Origin of the sequence: Flavobacterium sp. 120 (assembly GCF_003633605.1) — a bacterium.
In the GTDB taxonomy this organism is placed as follows: Bacteria; Bacteroidota; Bacteroidia; order Flavobacteriales; family Flavobacteriaceae; genus Flavobacterium; species Flavobacterium algoritolerans.
This window is the reverse complement of sequence record NZ_RBKZ01000001.1, coordinates 383,572-404,090: the sequence shown is the minus strand read 5'-3', so window position 1 is coordinate 404,090 and position 20,519 is coordinate 383,572. Positions and strand designations below refer to the sequence as shown.

Below are 20,519 nucleotides of genomic sequence, written 5' to 3'. Positions count from 1 at the left end.
TTAAAATTAATTAAACAAAAAGTATATTTGTTCCAAATTAAAAAGATATGAAACACATTTCTAGAGATGATATTTCTCAAATGGAGAAAGTCGAAAGATTGAATTTAATTAATTCTTGCACCGGTTATAAATCAGCTAATCTTCTGGCTACAAAATCCCTTGATGGAAAATCTAATGTAGCAATTTTTAGCAGCGTGACCCATTTAGGAAGCAATCCGGCACTGATAGGATTTATCATGAGACCAACAACCGTTCCCAGAGATACATATAAAAACATAAGAGAAAATGGTTATTTTACCGTAAATCATATTACTGTAGATATGATTGAAGATGCGCACCATACATCAGCAAATTATGAATTAGGCATTTCTGAATTTGATAAAACTAATTTAGAAGAAGAGTACAAACCTAATATTGAAATCCCTTTTGTGAAAGGAAGCCCAGTTCAATTGTATTGCAAATATGTGAATGAATATTACATCAAGGAAAATGATACGATTCATATAATTGCCTCTATTGAAAATTTATTTTTTGAAGAAGAATTAGAACATAAAGATGGCTGGTTACAAATTGACAAAGGAAATGTTATAGCACTAAATGGTCTTGATGGATATTGTTTACCTAAATTAATAGACCGCTTTCAATACGCAAGAAAAGAACTTCCAACCACTTCCTTTTTTAAAAAATAAAAAATGACAAAACTACGGCTAATCCTTGGTGATCAGTTGAATTTAGAACATTCTTGGTTTCAGGAAAATGATGACAATACTATTTATGTCCTTGCCGAAATGCGTCAGGAAACCGACTATGTAAAACATCATATCCAAAAAGTGGTGGCATTTTTTCTTTCGATGAGAAATTTTCACACCGCAATACAAGCACTCGGACACCAAGCAGTCTATTTTAAAATTACGGATGCCGATAATCCGCAGGATTTAGAAAAAATCATTGCCGTTTGTATCGAAAAATACAAAATCGAAAAATTTGAATACCAATTACCCGACGAATATCGGCTGGATCAACAACTAAAAACGATTTGTTCCAATCTAAAAATCGAATCAGAAGCTTTTGACTCCGAACATTTTTACACCACGCGTCACGAACTTTCTGATTTTTTTGAAGGAAAGAAATTATTGTTAATGGAGAATTTTTATCGCAACATGCGAAAAAAACACCACGTTTTAATGAATGGTTCAACTCCTGTGGGAAACCAATGGAATTTTGATGCCGATAATCGTAAAAAATATAAAGGTGAAGTTCCTGTGCCATCAGAAAAAAACTTTCACATAAACGTTTCTAAGATTATAAACCAAATCAAAGAAGCCGGCATAGTTACTTTTGGAAACATCGATGAACATAATTTCAGCTGGCCTACTTCCCGTCAGCAATCTTTAGAGGTTTTAGATTATTTCTGCATTAATCTGCTGAAACATTTTGGGGATTATGAAGATGCGATGCATACCGATGAAAAATTCCTTTTCCATTCTCGTTTGTCTTTTGCTATGAACAGTAAAATGCTTTCGCCAAAAGAGGTAATCGAAACTGTCATTGCTTTTTATCATGCCAAGGAAACTGAAATAACCCTTTCGCAAGTAGAAGGATTTGTGCGACAAATTCTGGGTTGGCGTGAATATATTCGAGGAATTTATTGGAAAGAAATGCCCCATTACGCCCAAATGAATGTCTTGAAAAACGACAACAAATTACCGAATTTTTTCTGGACGGGTAAAACCAAAATGAATTGCATGAATCACGCTATCAATCAAAGTTTAGACGAAGCTTATGCACATCATATTCAACGGCTCATGGTAATAGGAAATTTTACACTACTCACACAAATTAATCCTGACGAAGTAGATGCTTGGTATCTGGGCATTTACATAGATGCTATTGAATGGGTCGAAATGCCTAACACCCGCGGTATGTCACAATATGCAGATGGCGGAATTATTGCTACAAAACCTTATGTTTCCTCAGGAAGTTACATCAATAAAATGAGTACTAATTGTGCCAAATGCCATTACAATGTCAAAGAAAAATTTGGAGAAAAAGCGTGTCCTTTCAATACGCTATATTGGAATTTTCTAGATGAGAAAAAAGAGTATTTTAAAGGAAATCAACGCATGGGAATGATGCTGAATTTATTGAATAAAATAAATCCCGAAGAATTATACAAAATCAAAGTTAAAGCCAATTCCATTATCCAAAATATGGATTCTTATTAAACTGAACATCCGTAAATAAAAAGAGTGTATAAATTCGATACGAACTTATACACTCTTTTTTATTAAAAGAATAAATCTATTCCTTTTTACTTCCGTCTATAATAGCTCCTGTTCCCGCACCAATACCAGCACCAGCAACACCACCAATTATAGCTCCTTGAACTTTTTTCTTACTTATAATTGCTCCTGTTGCCGCTCCAACTCCAGCTCCAATTACGGCACCTTTAGCAGTACTGCTCCAACCTTTCTTTTGTGTGGTTGTTGTAGTGGTAGTGGTAGCCGATGGTTTATTAACAACGACAACTTCTTTTTGGGTTTCAATTTTGGTTTCCTCAATTTTAGCCATTTCAACCTGCATGGAATCAATAACTCTTTGTTTCTCAATTTCAACTTTCATCGAATCTACAGTCGCTAGTTTTGCTTTTTCAATTTCCATTTTCCCTTGATTTTGACAAGAAACAACAACTGCAGCTATTAGTATAAAATATAATACTTTCATAATTTTAAGTTTTACGATTAATAATAATACAAAGAAACATTCAAACCTGTTAATATGCTTTATACAATTTAAACTATTTTTTATATAATTCTGCGTCTAAACTATTTTAAAATCCCGGATTTCAATATTTGTCCAAAGTGATACATGTCTTCAAAAGAACAATACAATGGAACCGGTGCTAATCGAATAACATTAGGTTCGCGCCAATCCGTAATCACACCATTTTTCATAAGATAATCAAATAAACTACGTCCTTCCCCATGAAGTAACACTGATAATTGCGACGCTCTTTCTGATGGATTTGACGGTGTAATTATTTCGAAAGTACTATCGACTTCTTTGTCAATTTCATGCAGAATGAATTCTAAATAGGAAGTAATTGCATCTCTTTTTTCAATTAAAGCGTCCATCCCAATTTCATCAAACATTTCTACAGATGCTAAATATGGCGCCAGAGAAAGTACCGGTAAATTGCTTATTTGCCAACCATCGGCTCCATGAATTGGGTCAAAAGTGGGTTCCATTTTGAAACGACGCTCTTTATTATGTCCCCACCAACCCGCGAATCTTGGCAACTCCGAATTGTTGTGGTGTTTTTCGTGAATGAAACATCCCGAAGCATTCCCAGGACCTGAATTCATGTATTTGTAACTGCACCAAGCTGCGAAATCCACATCCCAATCGTGCAATTCCAATTTTATATTTCCTGCGGCATGCGCTAAATCCCAACCTACATAAGCGCCCTCTTTATGACCAGCAGCAGTAATGGTTTTCATGTCAAAAACTTGTCCTGTGTAATAATTGACACCGCCTATTAAGACCAAAGCCAACTCCTCACCTACTTCTTCAATTTTAGCCAAAACATCTTCTAAACGAATGTTGTGTTCCCCTTCACGACGTTTGATTTCAACAATCGTATCTTCCGGTTTGTATCCATGAAAATGAACCTGACTTTGAAACATATATTGATCCGAAGGAAATGCTTTTTCTTCGCAAATAATTTTATATCTGGTTTTTGTAGGTCGGTAAAAAGAAACCATTAACAAATGAAGATTTACCGTTAGGGTATTCATCACCGTAACTTCACTCGGTAAAGCACCCACAATTTTACTCAACGGATTTGCAAATCGTTCGTGGTAATCCCACCACGGTTTTTCACTGTAAAAATGACCTTCAACAGCTAAACTTGCCCAATCATTCATCACCTCATCTACATAGTTTTTAGTACGTTTGGGTTGCAATCCCAATGAATTTCCCGTAAAATAAATTACTTTTTTTCCATTTACCTGCGGAAAAATAAATTCATCTTGGTATTTATGTAATTGATCTTGCGAATCGAGTTGTTTTGCAAATTCAAGAGTATTTTCGAATGCCATATTTTGTATTTTGTTTGTAAAAGTAGTAAAAAAAGACTGATGCATAAAAGACTTATCGCCGATTGACGACACATAAAATAGTTAAAATTATGAATGAGAAAAAATAGTTCCTGAATACTATACGGAAATAAAAAACAACTCGTTATTTAACTATATTTGATTGAATTTAAAACCCTTAACCTATGCTTAAAAACAGTTTGAACGTTATTATTATTGCTATCGCCGTGGTAATTTCCTCCTATTTATTTTCGAATGCTTTTCAGAATCGAAATAAAAGTAACGATACCATAAGTGTAACTGGCTCCGGGAAAAAGGATTTCGTATCGGATTTGATTGTTTGGAACGGTTCTTTTTCTAAAAAAAGTGTGACTCTGAAAGAAGCGTACGCAGCATTGGATTCTGACAGAGAGAAAATAAAAAGCTATTTATCAGGCAAAGGAATTGCTCCGAATGAAATGGTTTTTTCTGCGGTGAATTTTAATAAAGATTTTGAAACGACTTATAACGAAAACGGAACGACAAGACAGCAAATTTTCACTGGATTTACCTTAACCCAAAGCGTGAGTATACAATCTAAGGAGGTAAATAAAATTGAAGAATTATCCAGACAATCGAGTGAGTTAATCAATTCTGGTGTGGAATTTTATTCTTCTCCTCCTGAATATTACTATACAAAACTTGCCGAATTAAAAATAAAAATGATTGCCGAAGCTACAAAAGACGCGAGTATCAGAGCTAAAAGTATTGCTGAAAATGCAGATGCGAGTTTAGGAAATCTAAAAAAATCAGATATGGGTGTTTTTCAAATTACGGGTCAAAACTCATCGGAAGATTTTTCTTATGGTGGTTCCTTTAATACGCAATCCAAAAACAAAACGGCTAATATTACGGTACGACTGGTGTATCAAGTGAATTAGGAATACAAATCATAAATCATCCCGAAATTGTTTTGTGTGAGGGATGGAAGCGGCATCCTTTATTTTCTTCCTTTAAGAAAATAAAGATACAGCGTACAGCCCGACCCTTGGGGCACACCAAAAAAAAATCTCGCCATTACTGACGAGATTTTGTTATTTAGAATATGATTATCCCGAAGTTTCGGGACAGATTAGATGATTAACATCGCATCACCGTAAGAATAGAATTTATATCCTTCTTTGATTGCTTCGGCATAGGCTTTTTTCATTAAATCATGTCCGCAGAATGCTGAAACCATCATTAATAAAGTTGATTTTGGCGTATGGAAATTAGTTATCATACACGTTGGAATCGTGAAATCATGAGGAGGAAAAACGAATTTATTTGTCCATCCATCAAAAGGATTCAGGGTGTTTTGTGACGAAACTGAGCTTTCAACGGCACGCATAGAAGTAGTTCCTACGGTACAAATACGTTTCTTTTTAGCTTTTGCTTCATTCACAATATCACACGCTTCTTGTGTAATTTTTAATTCCTCAGAATCCATTTTGTGTTTTGATAAATCTTCAACCTCAACTGGATTAAAAGTTCCCAAACCTACGTGAAGCGTTACTTCGGCAAATTTAATTCCTTTGATTTCCAGTTTTTTCAATAAATGTTTCGAGAAGTGCAATCCTGCAGTTGGCGCTGCAACAGCTCCTTCTTCTTTAGCATAAATGGTTTGGTAACGTTCCGCATCTTCCGGAGTTACGTCTCTTGAAATGTATTTTGGGATTGGAGTTTCTCCAAGTTCCGTTAATTTATTTCTGAATTCTTCATAAGAACCGTCGTAAAGAAAACGCAATGTTCTTCCACGAGAAGTCGTATTGTCGATAACCTCAGCTACTAACGAATCGTCATCTCCAAAATATAATTTGTTACCAATTCTGATTTTACGTGCCGGATCTACCAAAACATCCCAAAGTCTTTGCTCAGAATTTAATTCTCTAAGTAAAAAAACTTCGATTCTTGCTCCTGTTTTTTCTTTGTTTCCATACAAACGCGCTGGAAAAACCTTAGTATTATTCAGAATTAAAACATCTCCGTCATCAAAATAATCGATAACATCTTTGAACATTTTATGCTCTATAGTTCCCTTTTTACGATCAATAACCATTAGACGAGCTTCGTCTCTGTTTTCAGCTGGATATTCGGCAAGAAGTTCTTTAGGTAAATCGAATTGAAAATGTGATAATTTCATTTGATAAAGTTATGAGTTATAGATTATGAAGTATGAGTTTTGAAGTCATACTTCTAAATCGTGTGCAAATATACGATTGTGAGATAGGCGTTGTCAAGTGTTTTGCTGTTTAATTTAGTTTCGAACTTGCAAAGCAACAAAGCGACAAAGGTTTAGGCCCGTAAACATTGAGAATTAAGAAGCGATTTCAGTCACATTAAAATCTAATTTTTTCATGTCTTCCCAAAAATCAGGGTATGATTTAGAAACTACTTCCGCATTTTCGATGATTATTGGCACTTTTAAAGCCAAAGGTGCAAATGCCATCGCCATTCTGTGATCGTTATACGTAGCTATTTTAATATTATGATTGATTTCATTTGAAGCCACAAGCGTCAAGCTATCATTTGTAACTGATATATTTGCTCCAAGTTTTGTCAGTTCAATTCGTAGTGCTTCCAGTCTATCGGTTTCTTTAATTTTCAAGGTGTGAAGTCCTGTAAGATGACAACCAATTCCTAAACCAAGGCAAGTAACTACAATGGTTTGAGCAATATCTGGCGTATTATTTAATTCTAAGTTTAAAGTTTCAGGCTTAAAATTAGACTGTTTAACCAAAGTCATTTTGTTTCCATCAAAATGCGTTTCAACACCCATTTGTTTGTAGATTTCAACCAAAGCCGAATCGCCTTGCAAACTAGTTTCTTTATAACTGGTCAATGAAATAGTTGCATTTTCTGCCAAAGCTGCTAAACTAAAAAAGTAAGAAGCAGAACTCCAATCGGATTCTACGGTCATTACTTTAGATTCCACTTCTTGTTTTGGATAAACGGTAATTACATTTCCTTCAAAACTAGTTTTAATATACAAATCATTCAACAAAGCCAAGGTCATTTTGATATATGGTACAGAAGTGATTTCACCTACTAAAGTTATTTCAATACCGTTTTCCAGTTTTGGCGCCACTAACAACAATGCCGATATGTATTGACTGCTCACATTTGCAGGAATAGTAACTTTAGAAGCTGTGATTTTTTGTCCTTTGATTCGAATAGGCGGATAACCTGCTTCTTTCTCGTAGGATATTTTTGCACCTAATTGTTCCAAAGCTTCCACCAAAACTTTTATTGGACGCTCCGTCATTCTCTGAGAACCAGTCAAAACTACTTCTCGACCTTCGTTTACAGCAAAATAAGCCGTTAGAAATCGCATCGCCGTTCCAGCATGATGAATGTCAACTATTTCCTCGTTTCCTTTCAATGCTTTTTGCATGACTTCACTGTCATCAGAGTTGGAAGTATTAGCCAAAGTAATATTTGGAAAAAGTGCTTGTAACAATAATAGTCGGTTGGTTTCGCTTTTTGAACCGGTAACTGCAATTTGAGCTTGTAAATTAGAATGGGAAGTTTGTAACAGTAAATTCATGTTTTTAATTATAAGTTATGAGTTATAGCTTAAGCTTTCGACTCAAATAATTTAAGGACGCAATTTACCACTACTCATTCACAATTCATAATTTACAATTCACAAATTATTTGAGTTTTTCGTTGTTTTTGTGACGGTCTTTGTCACGAATAGACTTCAAATCCATCTTTTTATCGAAAGCAGCCTGCAAATCGATTCCTGTTTGATTTGCTAAACACAATACTACGAAAACCACATCGGCTAATTCTTCACCTAGATCTTTATTTTTGTCGCTTTCTTTTTCAGATTGTTCTCCATAACGGCGAGCGATGATTCGGGCTACCTCGCCTACTTCTTCTGTAAGTTGTGCCATGTTAGTCAGTTCGTTAAAGTAACGAACGCCATGTTCTTTTATCCAAGTATCAACGTCTAGTTGGGAATTTTTTAAGTTCATTTTAATCTCTATTTTTACTATCAATTACTATCGTTACTGGACCGTCATTCAACAAAAGTACTTTCATATCCGCACCAAAGATTCCGGTTTGTACTTTCTTTCCCAATTCCATTTCTATTTTTTTTACAAATTTCTCGTACAATGGGATAGCAACTTCTGGTTTTGAAGCTTTTATATAGGAAGGACGATTGCCTTTTTTAGTAGAAGCATGTAATGTAAATTGGCTTACCACAATAATATCTCCGTCAATGTCTTTAACGGATAAATTCATGACATCGTTTTCATCGCCAAAAATGCGGATGTTAGTTATCTTATTAACCAGCCAATCTATATCTTCTTGAGTATCGGCATCTTCAATACCAACTAAAACCAACAGTCCTTTTTGGATATCGGCTACAATTTTATTATCGATAGTTACGGAAGCAGAGGAAACTCTTTGAAGGACTATTTTCATTTTTAAAATTGAAATTGATTTTTGATATTGTTATTCCCTCGTTTTATCACTGATTATTCTATCTTCATTATGAATATCAGTACGATAATGTTCATCGTCTCCTTCCAGAATTTTAAGATAACTCCTATAACGAGACCAAGCAATTTCGTCTTTTTCCAATGCGGCTTTAATAGCGCAATGCGGTTCATCTTTATGCAAACAATTATTGAATTTACACTGGTCTTTCAATTTGAAAAATTCAGGGAAATAACCGCTCACTTCCTCTTTTTCCATGTCTACAATTCCAAAACCTTTGATACCTGGTGTGTCGATGATTCTGGCATTAAAGGACAAATCATACATTTCAGCGAAAGTAGTTGTATGCTGTCCTTGTTTACTTGCTTCAGAAATCGTTTTTGTTTTTAAATGCAAAGAAGGTTCCATTGCATTTACCAAAGTGGATTTTCCAACACCGGAATGCCCGGAGAACATACTCACTTTGCCAATCATCATTTCTTTCAACTCCTCAATTCCTTTCATTTCAGTCGAAGAAACGCGCAAACATTTGTACCCTATTTCCTGATACACATGCTGCATGTACAATTGTTCGTCAAGTGTGGCATCATCAAAAGTGTCTATTTTATTAAAAACCAGTATCGTTTCAATTCCATATGCTTCGGCTGTAACCAGAAAACGATCAATAAAATTAAAAGTCGTTGGCGGATTATTAATCGTAACTAACAAGAAAACCCGATCAATATTAGACGCAATAATATGCATCTGATGTGATAAATTCACTGATTTACGTACGATATAATTTTTCCTGTCGTGAATTTTATGAATAGTTCCCGTAACCGTGTCTGATGTTTCTTCGAGTTCATAATCCACAACATCGCCCACAGCAATAGGATTGGTACTTTTGATTCCTTTAATTCGGAATTTACCTTTCATACGGCATTCGATAAAATCACCTTGTTCGGATTTTACGGTGTACCAACTTCCTGTAGATTTGTATACGAGTCCTGTCATTTAGGATTTTTGATTGAAAATTAACGATTTTAGATTTCTGATTTAAAACCTAAGACTTTGCAAAGATAAAGGATTTTTGATTGAAGACTAACGATTTTAGATTTCAGATTTAAAATCTAAGACTCTGCAAAGATAAAGGATTTTCGATTTTTGACATTAGAAGACTCTAAAAACAAAAAAATCCCAAAACATAACGTCTTGGGACTTCATAAAATTTAAATTCTCATCACCGAAATCTAAAATCAGAAATCGTTAATCTACACTCCTAAATCATTTTAAGCGTTCAATACTTTTTCTTGGTGACCAATACTTTCTTGGTGAATCGCTTTGAACATTTTCAGTACAAACTCTTCAGTCAATCCTTTTTTCTCACCCTCTAAAATCATTTTTCCTAGAATTTCGTTCCAACGATTGTTTTGCAATACAGCAACGTTAGCATCTTTTTTCACCTGACCTATTTCGTCTGCTACTTTCATACGTTTCCCTAATAAATCCAATAAAGTAGCATCTAAAACATCTATATTAGCTCTTAACTTAGCCATTTTTTGAGTAAACTCATCCGATACATCATTTACTTTTCTAACTTTCAAATCAATAAAGATTTGTTTCAAAGCGTCTGGCGTAACTTGTTGTGCAGCATCACTCCAAGCATTGTCCGGATCGTAATGTGTTTCGATAATCATACCATCATAATTCAAATCCAAAGCTTCTTGAGTTACTTCAAGAATCATTTTACGATCTCCTGTAATATGAGATGGGTCAATGATTAAAGGCAAATCAGGGAATTTATTTTGTAATTCGATAGCAATCTGCCATTCTGGAATATTTCTGTATTTTGTTTTTTCGTAAGTAGAAAAACCTCTATGAATTACTCCTAATTTTTCAATTCCTGCCATGTATAAACGCTCAACACCACCCAACCATAAAGACAAATCTGGATTTACCGGATTCTTAACCAATACGATTTTTTTAGTTCCTACTAAAGCATCTGCAATTTCCTGCATTGCAAATGGATTTACGGTAGTTCTTGCACCAATCCACAATACATCAATATCATACTCCAAAGCTAATTTTACGTGAGCAGCATTTGCTACCTCTGTTCCCATTAACAATCCCGTTTGTTCTTTGGCTTTTTTCAACCATTTCAATCCTATTTCCCCAACACCTTCAAATCCTCCCGGACGCGTTCTTGGTTTCCAAATTCCTGCTCTAAAAACACTTACATCCGAATCTTTCAATTCATGTGCAATTTTCAATACTTGTTCTTCTGTTTCAGCACTACAAGGTCCTGCGATTACAAATGGATGAGTCAAATTGAATTCATTCAACCAATTTCTCATTTCTTTCTTGTTTTCCATCTTTTTTAATTTTTATTTTTTTATTGTGTTGTTCTTCTTCTTGAAACTGTTTTCTGAGACTGCGCCTGCCCCAAAAAACGGTCTATTTTTTTACATTAATTCCGTTTAATATTTCCTTTATTTTATTGACACTTTGCATTTCATTATAAATCGCATCGTAATCTTCCTTTTCTAATAATTCTTTAAATTTTGATAAATTCGAAATGTATTCATCCAATGTCTTTACAACCTGCTTCCTGTTTTGTTTAAAAATTGGCGTCCACATTGCTGGCGAACTTTTGGCTAAACGAACCGTACTTTCAAAACCGGAACCGGCCATATCAAAAATATCCTGTTCGTCTTTCTCTTTGTTAATTACCGTTTTTCCGAGCATAAACGCACTGATATGTGACAAATGCGATACATATGCAATGTGTTTATCATGTGATTTCGGGTCCATATAACGGATTCTCATTCCCATCGCCGTAAAAAGCTCCAACGCCTTTTCCTGTAATTTGAAAGTTGTTTTCTCTACTTCGCAAATGATATTCGTTTTCCCTTGAAACAATCCTTTTATCGCCGCCGAAGGTCCTGAAAACTCCGTTCCTGCAATAGGATGCGTAGCAATAAAATTTCTCCTTTTAGGATGATGGGCAACCGCTTCACAAATAGGAGTTTTTGTTGAACCTACTTCAAAAACAATCGTATTGTCCCCAACAACATCCAATACTTTTGGCAAAACAATCAATGCTACATCAACAGGAACCGAAACGATTACAAAGTCAGCATCAACTAAATCATCAAATGTTGCCGCTCCATCAACAACTCCTAAAGCTAAGGCTTCCGCCAAATGACTTTCGTTGTTATCAATTCCATAAATTTTGGCTTCAGGATGCAGCGTTTTAATGTCCAATACCATCGAACCGCCAATTAATCCTATTCCTATTACAAATACTTTCATCGTTTTATTTTTATACCTACAATGTTTTAAAAACCTTGAAGGAAAATCTGAAATCTAGAATCGTTAATCAACAATCTAAAATCTATTTATAGCTTCTTGTATTTTTTCTTCTTTTACACAAAGTGCAAATCGAATATATCCTTCTCCATTAGAACCAAAAATGGTCCCCGGTGTAATAAAAATAGATTTGTCATATAAAATTTCATCAATAAATTTCTCTGCCGATGTAATTCCGTCTGGCAACTTTGCCCAAACAAATAATCCAACTCCTTCTTTGTACACTTTACAACCTAATTTCTCAGCTAGTTGTTCGGTAAGAATTCTGCGTTTTCTATAAATCGCATTCATCGATTCAAACCAAGTCTTGTCACTTTTTAAAGCTTCAATTGCTCCTTTTTGAATCCCGTAAAACATTCCGCTATCCATGTTGCTTTTTACTTTTAGAACAGCATCAATACAAGCTGCATTTCCTAAAACCATTCCAACTCTCCAACCTGCCATGTTAAAAGTCTTACTCAAAGAATTCAATTCTAAAGCCACATCTTTGGCGCCTTCCACTTGTAACAAACTCATCGGATTGTCATTCAAAACAAAACTATACGGATTGTCATTGACTAACAAAATGTTATGTTTTTTAGCAAAAGCCACTAATTTTGAAAACAACTCCAAACTTCCTCTTGCTCCTGTTGGCATATGCGGATAACCAATCCACATGATTTTCACTTTAGATAAATTCAGTTTTTCCAAAGCTTCTAAATCAGGTTCCCAATTATTTACTTCTTTTAAGTCATAATAAACCGGAACTGCCCCTACTAAATTCGTCACCGAAGTATACGTTGGATAACCTGGATTTGGAATCAGTACCTGATCTCCTTCATTCAAGAAAGCCAGTGAAATATGCATGATTCCTTCTTTGGAACCCATCAAAGGCAAAATTTCGTTAGCTGGATTCAACGCCACTTGAAAGTTATTCTGATAAAAATCAGCCATACCTTGTCGTAATTCCGGCAATCCTTGATAACTCTGGTATTGATGTGCATTTTCATCTTGCATTGCCATAACAACTGCATCAACAACCGCTTGTGATGGCTGTAAATCCGGACTTCCAATTCCCATATTAATAATTGGTTTCCCCTCAGAAGCCAATTGTCTTACTTCTCGCAGTTTTGAGGAGAAATAGTATTCTTCAATTATATCCAGACGTTTCGCTGTTGCAATCATTTTTATATTTTAAAATTCTTTTGACTTTTTGACTTTCAACTTTATGACTAATTAGGGCTTTGTATTTTTATATTCGCCTAAAACCTTAAAGTATTCCGCCATAATGGTCAGTAATGCTTTTGCTTTAGTATAATCTTCGTATTTTTCGAAAGTAACATCCACAAAAAAGGAATATTTCCAAGGCGTTTCTATTTTTGGCAATGATTGTATTTTGGTTAAATTCAATTTACAATCACTCATCACATTTAAAACTGCTGCTAAACTGCCGCGTTTGTGATCCAATTCAAATTTGATGGAAGCTCTGTTTATTTCGTTTTCATCAACAAATGAGTTCTCCTTTTTAATAATAACAAATCGTGTCATGTTATTATTTATCGTCTGAATTTCCGGAGCCAAAATCTCTAAATCATACATTTCAGAAGCCGTTTTACTCGCAATTGCAGCAATTCCTTTCAACTGATGCTGATGTATTCTTCGAGCCGTTTCGGCAGTATCTTTATCTTCAACTAATTTTATGTCCGGATACTTTTTCAAAAACTCCATACATTGCAATAACGCCATTGGATGTGAATGCACTTCTAAAATATCCTCAATTTGTTGCCCTTTTAGCGCCATTAAATTTTGATGAATATCTAAATAATGCTCTCCTATAATGTGTAAATTGTTTTTATCAATCAAGGCATAATTCGGAATAATTGGTCCTGCGATAGAGTTTTCTATAGCCATAACCGCCTGATCTGATTTTCCTGAAAGCAAACTATCCACTAACTCTTCAAAAGACAAACACTCATCTACCTCAACATTTTGATAGTAATAATCCTGTGCCACCTGATGATGGAAAGAGCCTTTTATACCTTGTATTGCAATCTTAGTTCTCATTCTAAGTTATTATTTGTTTCTATTTGAAAATGAAATTTTGATTCGTATTCTATCAATTTTCATTTATCTTATTTCAGTTATATTCAAAAAAAAATCCTGATTTTCATCAGGATTGTATATTAGTTTTATTTGTTTGTTTGTTTTCAAATAACCATAGCACAATCCCTTACTTCCTAAAGAAGAAATAATAAGTGTTGCTAAAATAAAAACGGTTATTAGACATTGTATGTTGTGTGTTATATTTAATATTTACACTGCAAATGTAGGGCTTATTTCAAACCGACCAAAAAAAAATTATTGTTTTATGTAACAAAAAAAGAATTCTTTGTGAAAGCTGCTTATTATTGCAAAATACCTAAAAAAGAGACTTCTAACCTATCTCTTATTACTGATTTCTAAATGCTTTTTTCAACTAATTCAAACCAAAAAAGCGTTTAAGCTGCTAAATTAGCCGAAAGCCATTTTTTTCCCTCCGCAATTCGGGTAACTACCATCGCTGAAACCAAATCTCCATTTGCATTCAACAGGGTCGCCATAGGATCTACTAAGGTTCCCACAATCATAGCTGCCGGCAGAGCTTGCTCCATAGGAAATCCATAAACGGTTATCGCCAGGATTTCTCCAATATAACCTCCATTTGGAATTCCGCCCTCGACTACTGAAACAATTACTGTAATTCCCAATGCCACTAGTAAATTATAAGGATCTGTGAAATCTTTACCAAACATGGCAAAAATAACCGCGATTTTTATAATGGACGACATACTCGAACCGTCTTTGTGTAACGGTGCCCCAAGTGGAATAACTACATTCCTGATATGACTCGGGATATTCATTTTTTCGGCACCTTCCAGATTCGCCGGAATTGTCGCAATACTGCTACAGGTTCCCAATGCGGTTAATGAAGGCGTAATATTGTTTTTCCAAAATACTTTAAATCCTAATTTCCCTCCGGCGATAAAAGCATACAAACTAAAAAATACGACAAAGTAAAAAGCACAAACTGCATAATAAAGCCCTAAAGGTTTTGCGTAAGCACCAAATAATTGCGGTCCAAAAATCCCAACCTGATACGCAAAATAAGCACCCAAACCTATTGGAGCCGTTTTCATAATCATGTGTAACAATTGCTTCATCACTTCATTTCCTGAATTTAGGAAACGACTGAAATCTTTCCCTTTTTCTCCCGAATGCAAACTGGCAAATCCTATTAAAAAAGAAAATATAATGAGCGCCAACATATTTTTTCGAGATAAAAGTTCAAAAAAGTCACTTGCAGTAAGCAACTGGGTAATTTGTGAACCCGTAGAACTTTCCTGAATTGTTTCCAATGGAATTTTGGAAATGATAATATCTTGCTGAACAGGGAATAACAATACGCCAACAATCATCAAAATGGCCGAAATCAATACTGTGCTTAAAAATACGCCAATAACGATTACAAACAACTTCCCCAATTTCTCTGATTTTTCTAAATTGGCAATCGAAGATGCAATCGTAAAAAAAATCAAAGGGATAATTGCTGTGAACAATAAATTCAGAAATATATCGCCCAAAGGCTTAATCACTTCTACTCCTTTTCCAAAAACTAACCCCAATATACTTCCTGCCAGAATCCCGCCAAGTAGCAATAAAATACTTTTGTAGTTTTTCAGAAAACTGCTCGATTGTGTATTTTTCAAATTCATATCTATATAGTTTATGGTAAATATATAAATCTAAAATAGAATATCATCTCGCTTTGTAAAACTTTGATAAAGGACTTTTTAGCTATTGGGCTACAAAAAACAATAAATCAATACTTTTTCTGTTTACTTTTGCAACAAATAAAATTCCATGTCAATAGAAGTTACTAATATATCCAAAAGCTACGGTGCCCAAAAAGCACTGGATAACATTTCATTTTCCATTAATAAAGGGGAAATCGTTGGTTTTTTAGGTCCAAATGGAGCCGGAAAATCGACTTTAATGAAAATATTGACAACGTATATCAATGCCGATGAAGGTACAGCTATCGTAAATGGAAACGATGTAAACACACAGCAAAAAGCCGTTCAGCTTTCCATTGGTTATTTACCGGAACACAATCCGTTGTATTTGGATTTGTATGTGAGAGAATATTTGGCTTTTAACGCAGATGTGTACAAAGTAGCCAAATCCCGCATTGAAGAAGTAATTCAATTGACAGGTTTAAGTACCGAAAGTCATAAAAAAATAGGACAATTATCCAAAGGATACCGTCAGCGTGTAGGCCTTGCCAATGCTTTATTACACAATCCGGATGTTTTGATTCTTGACGAACCAACAACGGGTTTAGACCCAAATCAATTAATGGAAATTCGTAATGTGATTAAAAACGTAGGGAAAGACAAAACCGTTTTCCTTTCTACGCACATTATGCAGGAAGTTGAAGCCATTTGTGACCGCGTTATTATCATCAATAACGGCAAAATTGTTACCGATAAAAAACTGGACCACTTAATTTCCGAAGACAAGGAGCAAGTTATCGAAGTAGAATTTGATTATAAAATAGAGGAACAAGCTATTGCCAAAATCGAAAATCTTGTTTCTTACAAGAATACACACGACATGATTTGGGAATTGACTTTCAAAGCGGATAAAGACATGCGACCGGCTGTTTTTGATTTTGCTAATGCCAATGGTTTGAAAACACTTCAACTGAATCAAAAAAATAAAAATCTGGAGGCAGTATTTAGAGAGATTACGAAGTAGTTTACAACTAAAAAAGCTCGTTTAAAATTGATTTTAAACGAGCTTTTTTTATAAAATACGATTAGGGAATTAAAAAACCTTACTCGCAATTTGTCTAATATTCTCTGATTTCCCCATAGAATAATAATGCAATACCGGAACTCCAGCAGCTTTCAATTCTAAAGATTGTTGAATTGCCCATTCGATTCCTACTTGTCTGATATCCGCATTATTTTTACATTGGTCAACCGCATGAATTAAATCTTCCGGCAAATCGATTCTGAAAATTTGTGGTAAGACTTGCAAATGTCTTTTTACGGCAATTGGTTTAATACCTGGAATAATAGGTACAGTAATTCCCATTTCTCTAGCTTTGGCAACAAACTCAAAGTATTTAGCATTATCAAAGAACATTTGTGTCACCACATAATCCGCACCGGCATCCACTTTTTCTTTCAACCTTTTTAAATCAGATTGTAAGGATGGAGACTCCAAATGCTTCTCCGGATATCCAGCAACTCCAATACAAAAATTGGCTTTATTATCAATATCCATTACATCGTGCAAATATTTCCCGCAATTCAATTGGTTTATTTGTTTCACTAAATCAACAGCAAAATCATTTCCTCCTTGTTTCGGAATAAAATATTGCTCGTCTTTCATCGCATCGCCACGTAACGCCATCACATTATCAATTCCCAGATAATGACAATCGACCAATAAATACTCGGTTTCTTCTTTGGTAAAACCACCGCAAAGCACGTGAGGAACCGTATCTACGTTGTATTTATGCTTTATCGAAGCACAAATTCCAAGCGTTCCCGGACGCATTCTGGTCAGTTTCTTATCTAATAAACCATTGCCTTTATCCACGTAAATATATTCTTCGCGAGAAGTAGTTACATCTATAAATGGTGGTTTAAACTCCATCAACGGATCAATATTATCGTATAATTCCTGAATGCTTTTGCCTTTTTGAGGCGGAATAATTTCGAAAGAGAATAAAGTTTCTCCTTTTGCGTCTTCTATATGTTGTGTTACTTTCATTTTCTTTAGTTTGAAGTTTAAGGTTTAAGGTTTAAGGTTCTCTCGAACAACTTTAAACTTTAAACTTTAAACAAAATTTCAACTTTAAACTATTTTCTAATCCGCTATATTTGGGTTCAGCCATTTCATGGCAACTTCTGTCGATACGCTTCTTCGTTTGGCATAATCAATAACTTGGTCTTCTTTTATTTTTCCAAGTCCAAAATACCTACTTTCCGGATTTCCAAAATAATATCCTGAAACCGATGAAGCCGGCCACATCGCCATACTTTCTGTTAAAGTCACTCCAATTTCTTGTTCTACATTTAGTAATTTCCAAATCGTTGGTTTTTCTAAATGGTCGGGACAAGCCGGATAACCCGGTGCTGGACGAATTCCTTTATAAACCTCTTCAATCATAGCCTCGGTAGATAAATTTTCATCAGCAGCGTAACCCCAAATCTCTTTACGGATTTTTTCGTGCAAATATTCTGCGAAAGCTTCTGCAAAACGATCCGCCAATGCTTTCACCATAATCGAATTATAATCGTCTAAATCTCTTTCGAATTCAGCCGCCCATTCGTCCACACCAAAACCGGTTGTTACACAAAATGCCCCCATATAATCCGTTTTACCGCTGTCTTTTGGAGCAATAAAATCAGATAAAGCGATATTTGGAGCACCTTTCGTTTTTTGTGATTGCTGACGCAGAGTCAAGAATTTCTCTAATACTTTTCCACTTTCATCACTCAATTCAATATCATCATCATTCACTTGATTTGCTGGAAAAATTCCATAGATTCCTTTGGCTGTCAGTTTCTTTTCTTTCAAAATAACGTCCAACATTTCTTTGGCATCCGCAAAAACCGAAGTAGCTTGTTCTCCAACAACAGTATCTGTTAAAATCGCTGGATATTTCCCAAACAATTCCCATGTTCTAAAAAAGGGTGTCCAGTCAATATACGGAACCAAAACATCCAAATCGACTTCGATTGTTTTTGTTCCAATAAAATTAGGCTTCATTGGGTTGTAATTTTCCCAGTCCAATTTCAGTTTATTGACACGAGCTTGCTCAATAGTCAAGAAATTTTTGTCACGCGAACGATTCAAAAAAGTCTCTCTAAAAGCATCATATTCTGCTCTGATGTCACTTGCATATATTTTTTTCTCACTGTTCAATAAATTTCCGGCAACCGTTACGGCTCTCGAAGCATCATTTACGTGAATAACCGTTTCTCTATACTGTGGTGCAATTTTCACGGCAGTATGCGCGCGCGAAGTCGTTGCTCCACCAATCATCACTGGAATTTTTATATTTCTTTTGTCTAATTCTTTAGCCAAATACACCATTTCATCCAATGAAGGTGTTATCAATCCGCTTAGACCAATGATATCAACATTGTGTTCTATAGCTGCAGCGATAATTTTCTCAGGCGCAACCATTACACCTAAATCAATAATCTCATAATTGTTACAAGCCAAAACAACTGAAACAATATTTTTTCCAATATCGTGTACGTCGCCTTTTACAGTTGCCATTAATATACGACCTGCAAAACTCGAAACACCATCTTTTTCGGCTTCAATGAATGGCAATAAATAAGCTACCGCTTTCTTCATTACACGCGCTGATTTCACCACTTGTGGTAAAAACATTTTACCTGACCCAAATAAATCTCCAACGACATTCATTCCTGCCATTAAGTTGATTTCGATTACTTCGATAGGTTTTGTTGCTGCAAGTCTGGCTTCTTCTACGTCAATTTCTATAAATTCATCAACTCCTTTTACTAGCGAATGCGTCAATCGTTCCTGAATAGTTCCCGAACGCCATTCTTGAACTGTTTTTTCATTACTCTTTACATCTCCTTTTACATTCTCGGCAAAGTCCAATAATCTTTCCGTGGCATCATCGCGTCTGTTCAAGATTACATCTTCAACGTGTTCTAATAAATCTTTTGGAATTTCATCGTAAATAGAAAGCATTTCTGGATTCACGATTCCCATCGTCATACCATTTTGAATCGCATGATATAAAAATACCGAGTGCATCGCTTCACGAACCGTGTCATTTCCTCTAAACGAGAAAGAAACATTACTCACACCACCACTAATATGGGCATGTGGAAGATTCTCTCTAACCCATTTTGTTCCTCTAAAGAAATCCAATGCGTTCAAGCGGTGTTCTTCCATTCCTGTTGCAACAGGAAATATATTCAAATCGAAAATGATGTCTTGTGCAGGAAATCCAACTTTGTTTACCAAAATATCATACGAGCGTTGGCAAATTTCAACTCTTCTCTCGTAATTATCTGCTTGACCCACCTCATCAAAAGCCATAATAATTGCTGCAGCGCCGTAGCGCTTGATCAATTTGGCATGATGAATGAATTGTTCTTCCCCTTCTTTTAAAGAAATAGAATTCACAACACTCTTTCCTTGCACTACTTTTAAACCCGCTTCGATAATGTCCCATTTCGAGCTGTCAATCATGATTGGAACTCTGGAAATATCTGGTTCGGCAGCGATAAGATTTAGGAATTTTGTCATAGCATATTCGCCATCGAGCATTCCTTCATCCATATTAATATCGATAATTTGTGCGCCACCTTCTACTTGTTCTTTTGCAATGCTAAGTGCTTCTTCGTATTTTTCTTCCTTGATTAATCGAAGGAATTTTCTAGAACCTGTAACATTCGTACGTTCACCAATATTCACAAATACGCTGTCTGGCGTGATGATTAAAGGCTCTAATCCCGATAATACAAGGTTTTTTCTAGTTTCTGCTTGTGCCATTTTTTATTTTTTTTTGCCCTAAAATCAATA

At 35.1% G+C, this 20,519-nt stretch carries 18 protein-coding genes; 4 read left to right on the top strand and 14 right to left on the bottom strand.

Annotation, left to right across the window (positions count from 1 at the left end; all coding sequences use genetic code 11):
- Nucleotides 1-47: 47 nt before the first annotated feature.
- Both C8C87_RS01630 and C8C87_RS01625 read left to right on the top strand, forming a co-directional pair.
- Nucleotides 48-689 (top strand): flavin reductase family protein, encoded by a 642-nt coding sequence (locus tag C8C87_RS01630; protein WP_121340897.1) that lies wholly within the window; start codon nucleotides 48-50, stop codon nucleotides 687-689.
- A gap of 3 nt (nucleotides 690-692) precedes the next feature.
- Nucleotides 693-2,225 (top strand): cryptochrome/photolyase family protein, encoded by a 1,533-nt coding sequence (locus C8C87_RS01625; RefSeq protein WP_121340896.1) that lies wholly within the window; start codon nucleotides 693-695, stop codon nucleotides 2,223-2,225.
- Nucleotides 2,226-2,301: 76 nt separating this feature from the next.
- Here the strand turns inward: C8C87_RS01625 and C8C87_RS01620 are convergent, their stop codons facing one another.
- Together C8C87_RS01620 and kynU are read right to left on the bottom strand one after the other, a co-directional pair.
- The gene (locus tag C8C87_RS01620) at nucleotides 2,302-2,724 is read right to left on the bottom strand and encodes a glycine zipper family protein (RefSeq protein ID WP_121340895.1); all 423 of its coding nucleotides are present in this window, start codon (nucleotides 2,722-2,724) and stop codon (nucleotides 2,302-2,304) included.
- A gap of 101 nt (nucleotides 2,725-2,825) precedes the next feature.
- Complete coding sequence (kynU, locus tag C8C87_RS01615) at nucleotides 2,826-4,100, bottom strand: kynureninase (RefSeq protein ID WP_121343257.1); 1,275 nt, start codon at nucleotides 4,098-4,100, stop codon at nucleotides 2,826-2,828.
- 182 nt (nucleotides 4,101-4,282) lie between these two features.
- Between kynU and C8C87_RS01610 the strand changes: the two genes are divergently transcribed.
- Nucleotides 4,283-5,017, top strand: a complete 735-nt coding sequence (locus C8C87_RS01610; protein ID WP_121340894.1) for an SIMPL domain-containing protein — start codon at nucleotides 4,283-4,285, stop codon at nucleotides 5,015-5,017.
- A 191-nt stretch (nucleotides 5,018-5,208) separates the two neighbouring features.
- Here C8C87_RS01610 and queA read toward each other — a convergent pair whose 3' ends face one another.
- The 10 genes from queA to C8C87_RS01560 form a co-directional block, all read right to left on the bottom strand.
- Nucleotides 5,209-6,258 carry a tRNA preQ1(34) S-adenosylmethionine ribosyltransferase-isomerase QueA gene (gene queA, locus C8C87_RS01605; RefSeq protein ID WP_099713566.1) on the bottom strand — a complete coding sequence of 350 codons (1,050 nt, stop codon included), beginning with the start codon at nucleotides 6,256-6,258 and terminating at the stop codon, nucleotides 5,209-5,211.
- 174 nt (nucleotides 6,259-6,432) lie between these two features.
- On the bottom strand, nucleotides 6,433-7,662 hold the full coding sequence (aroA, locus tag C8C87_RS01600) for a 3-phosphoshikimate 1-carboxyvinyltransferase (protein WP_121340893.1): 1,230 nt from the start codon (nucleotides 7,660-7,662) through the stop codon (nucleotides 6,433-6,435).
- A gap of 106 nt (nucleotides 7,663-7,768) precedes the next feature.
- The gene (locus tag C8C87_RS01595; RefSeq protein WP_035668323.1) at nucleotides 7,769-8,095 is read right to left on the bottom strand and encodes a nucleotide pyrophosphohydrolase; all 327 of its coding nucleotides are present in this window, start codon (nucleotides 8,093-8,095) and stop codon (nucleotides 7,769-7,771) included.
- Nucleotide 8,096: 1 nt separating this feature from the next.
- Nucleotides 8,097-8,549: a D-aminoacyl-tRNA deacylase gene (gene dtd, locus C8C87_RS01590; RefSeq protein ID WP_121340892.1), complete on the bottom strand. Its 453-nt coding sequence runs from the start codon at nucleotides 8,547-8,549 to the stop codon at nucleotides 8,097-8,099.
- A gap of 30 nt (nucleotides 8,550-8,579) precedes the next feature.
- Nucleotides 8,580-9,557 carry a ribosome small subunit-dependent GTPase A gene (gene rsgA / locus C8C87_RS01585; protein ID WP_121340891.1) on the bottom strand — a complete coding sequence of 326 codons (978 nt, stop codon included), beginning with the start codon at nucleotides 9,555-9,557 and terminating at the stop codon, nucleotides 8,580-8,582.
- Nucleotides 9,558-9,832: 275 nt separating this feature from the next.
- Complete coding sequence (locus tag C8C87_RS01580) at nucleotides 9,833-10,915, bottom strand: bifunctional 3-deoxy-7-phosphoheptulonate synthase/chorismate mutase type II (RefSeq protein WP_099713573.1); 1,083 nt, start codon at nucleotides 10,913-10,915, stop codon at nucleotides 9,833-9,835.
- 82 nt (nucleotides 10,916-10,997) lie between these two features.
- Nucleotides 10,998-11,855 carry a prephenate dehydrogenase gene (locus C8C87_RS01575; protein WP_121340890.1) on the bottom strand — a complete coding sequence of 286 codons (858 nt, stop codon included), beginning with the start codon at nucleotides 11,853-11,855 and terminating at the stop codon, nucleotides 10,998-11,000.
- Nucleotides 11,856-11,930: 75 nt separating this feature from the next.
- Complete coding sequence (locus tag C8C87_RS01570) at nucleotides 11,931-13,076, bottom strand: aminotransferase class I/II-fold pyridoxal phosphate-dependent enzyme (RefSeq protein WP_121340889.1); 1,146 nt, start codon at nucleotides 13,074-13,076, stop codon at nucleotides 11,931-11,933.
- Nucleotides 13,077-13,127: 51 nt separating this feature from the next.
- On the bottom strand, nucleotides 13,128-13,955 hold the full coding sequence (locus tag C8C87_RS01565) for a prephenate dehydratase (protein WP_099713576.1): 828 nt from the start codon (nucleotides 13,953-13,955) through the stop codon (nucleotides 13,128-13,130).
- A 434-nt stretch (nucleotides 13,956-14,389) separates the two neighbouring features.
- Nucleotides 14,390-15,643, bottom strand: coding sequence for a dicarboxylate/amino acid:cation symporter (locus tag C8C87_RS01560; RefSeq protein ID WP_121340888.1), 1,254 nt, complete (start codon nucleotides 15,641-15,643; stop codon nucleotides 14,390-14,392).
- A 148-nt stretch (nucleotides 15,644-15,791) separates the two neighbouring features.
- Here C8C87_RS01560 and gldA point away from each other — a divergent pair, with 148 nt between their 5' ends.
- Nucleotides 15,792-16,688 carry a gliding motility-associated ABC transporter ATP-binding subunit GldA gene (gldA, locus tag C8C87_RS01555; RefSeq protein ID WP_121340887.1) on the top strand — a complete coding sequence of 299 codons (897 nt, stop codon included), beginning with the start codon at nucleotides 15,792-15,794 and terminating at the stop codon, nucleotides 16,686-16,688.
- Between the two features lie 69 nt (nucleotides 16,689-16,757).
- On the opposite strand, the gene metF is transcribed toward gldA, so the two are convergent.
- Both metF and metH read right to left on the bottom strand, forming a co-directional pair.
- Nucleotides 16,758-17,714, bottom strand: coding sequence for a methylenetetrahydrofolate reductase [NAD(P)H] (gene metF / locus C8C87_RS01550; protein WP_099713579.1), 957 nt, complete (start codon nucleotides 17,712-17,714; stop codon nucleotides 16,758-16,760).
- Between the two features lie 96 nt (nucleotides 17,715-17,810).
- Nucleotides 17,811-20,489 carry a methionine synthase gene (gene metH, locus C8C87_RS01545; protein ID WP_121340886.1) on the bottom strand — a complete coding sequence of 893 codons (2,679 nt, stop codon included), beginning with the start codon at nucleotides 20,487-20,489 and terminating at the stop codon, nucleotides 17,811-17,813.
- Nucleotides 20,490-20,519: the final 30 nt, after the last annotated feature.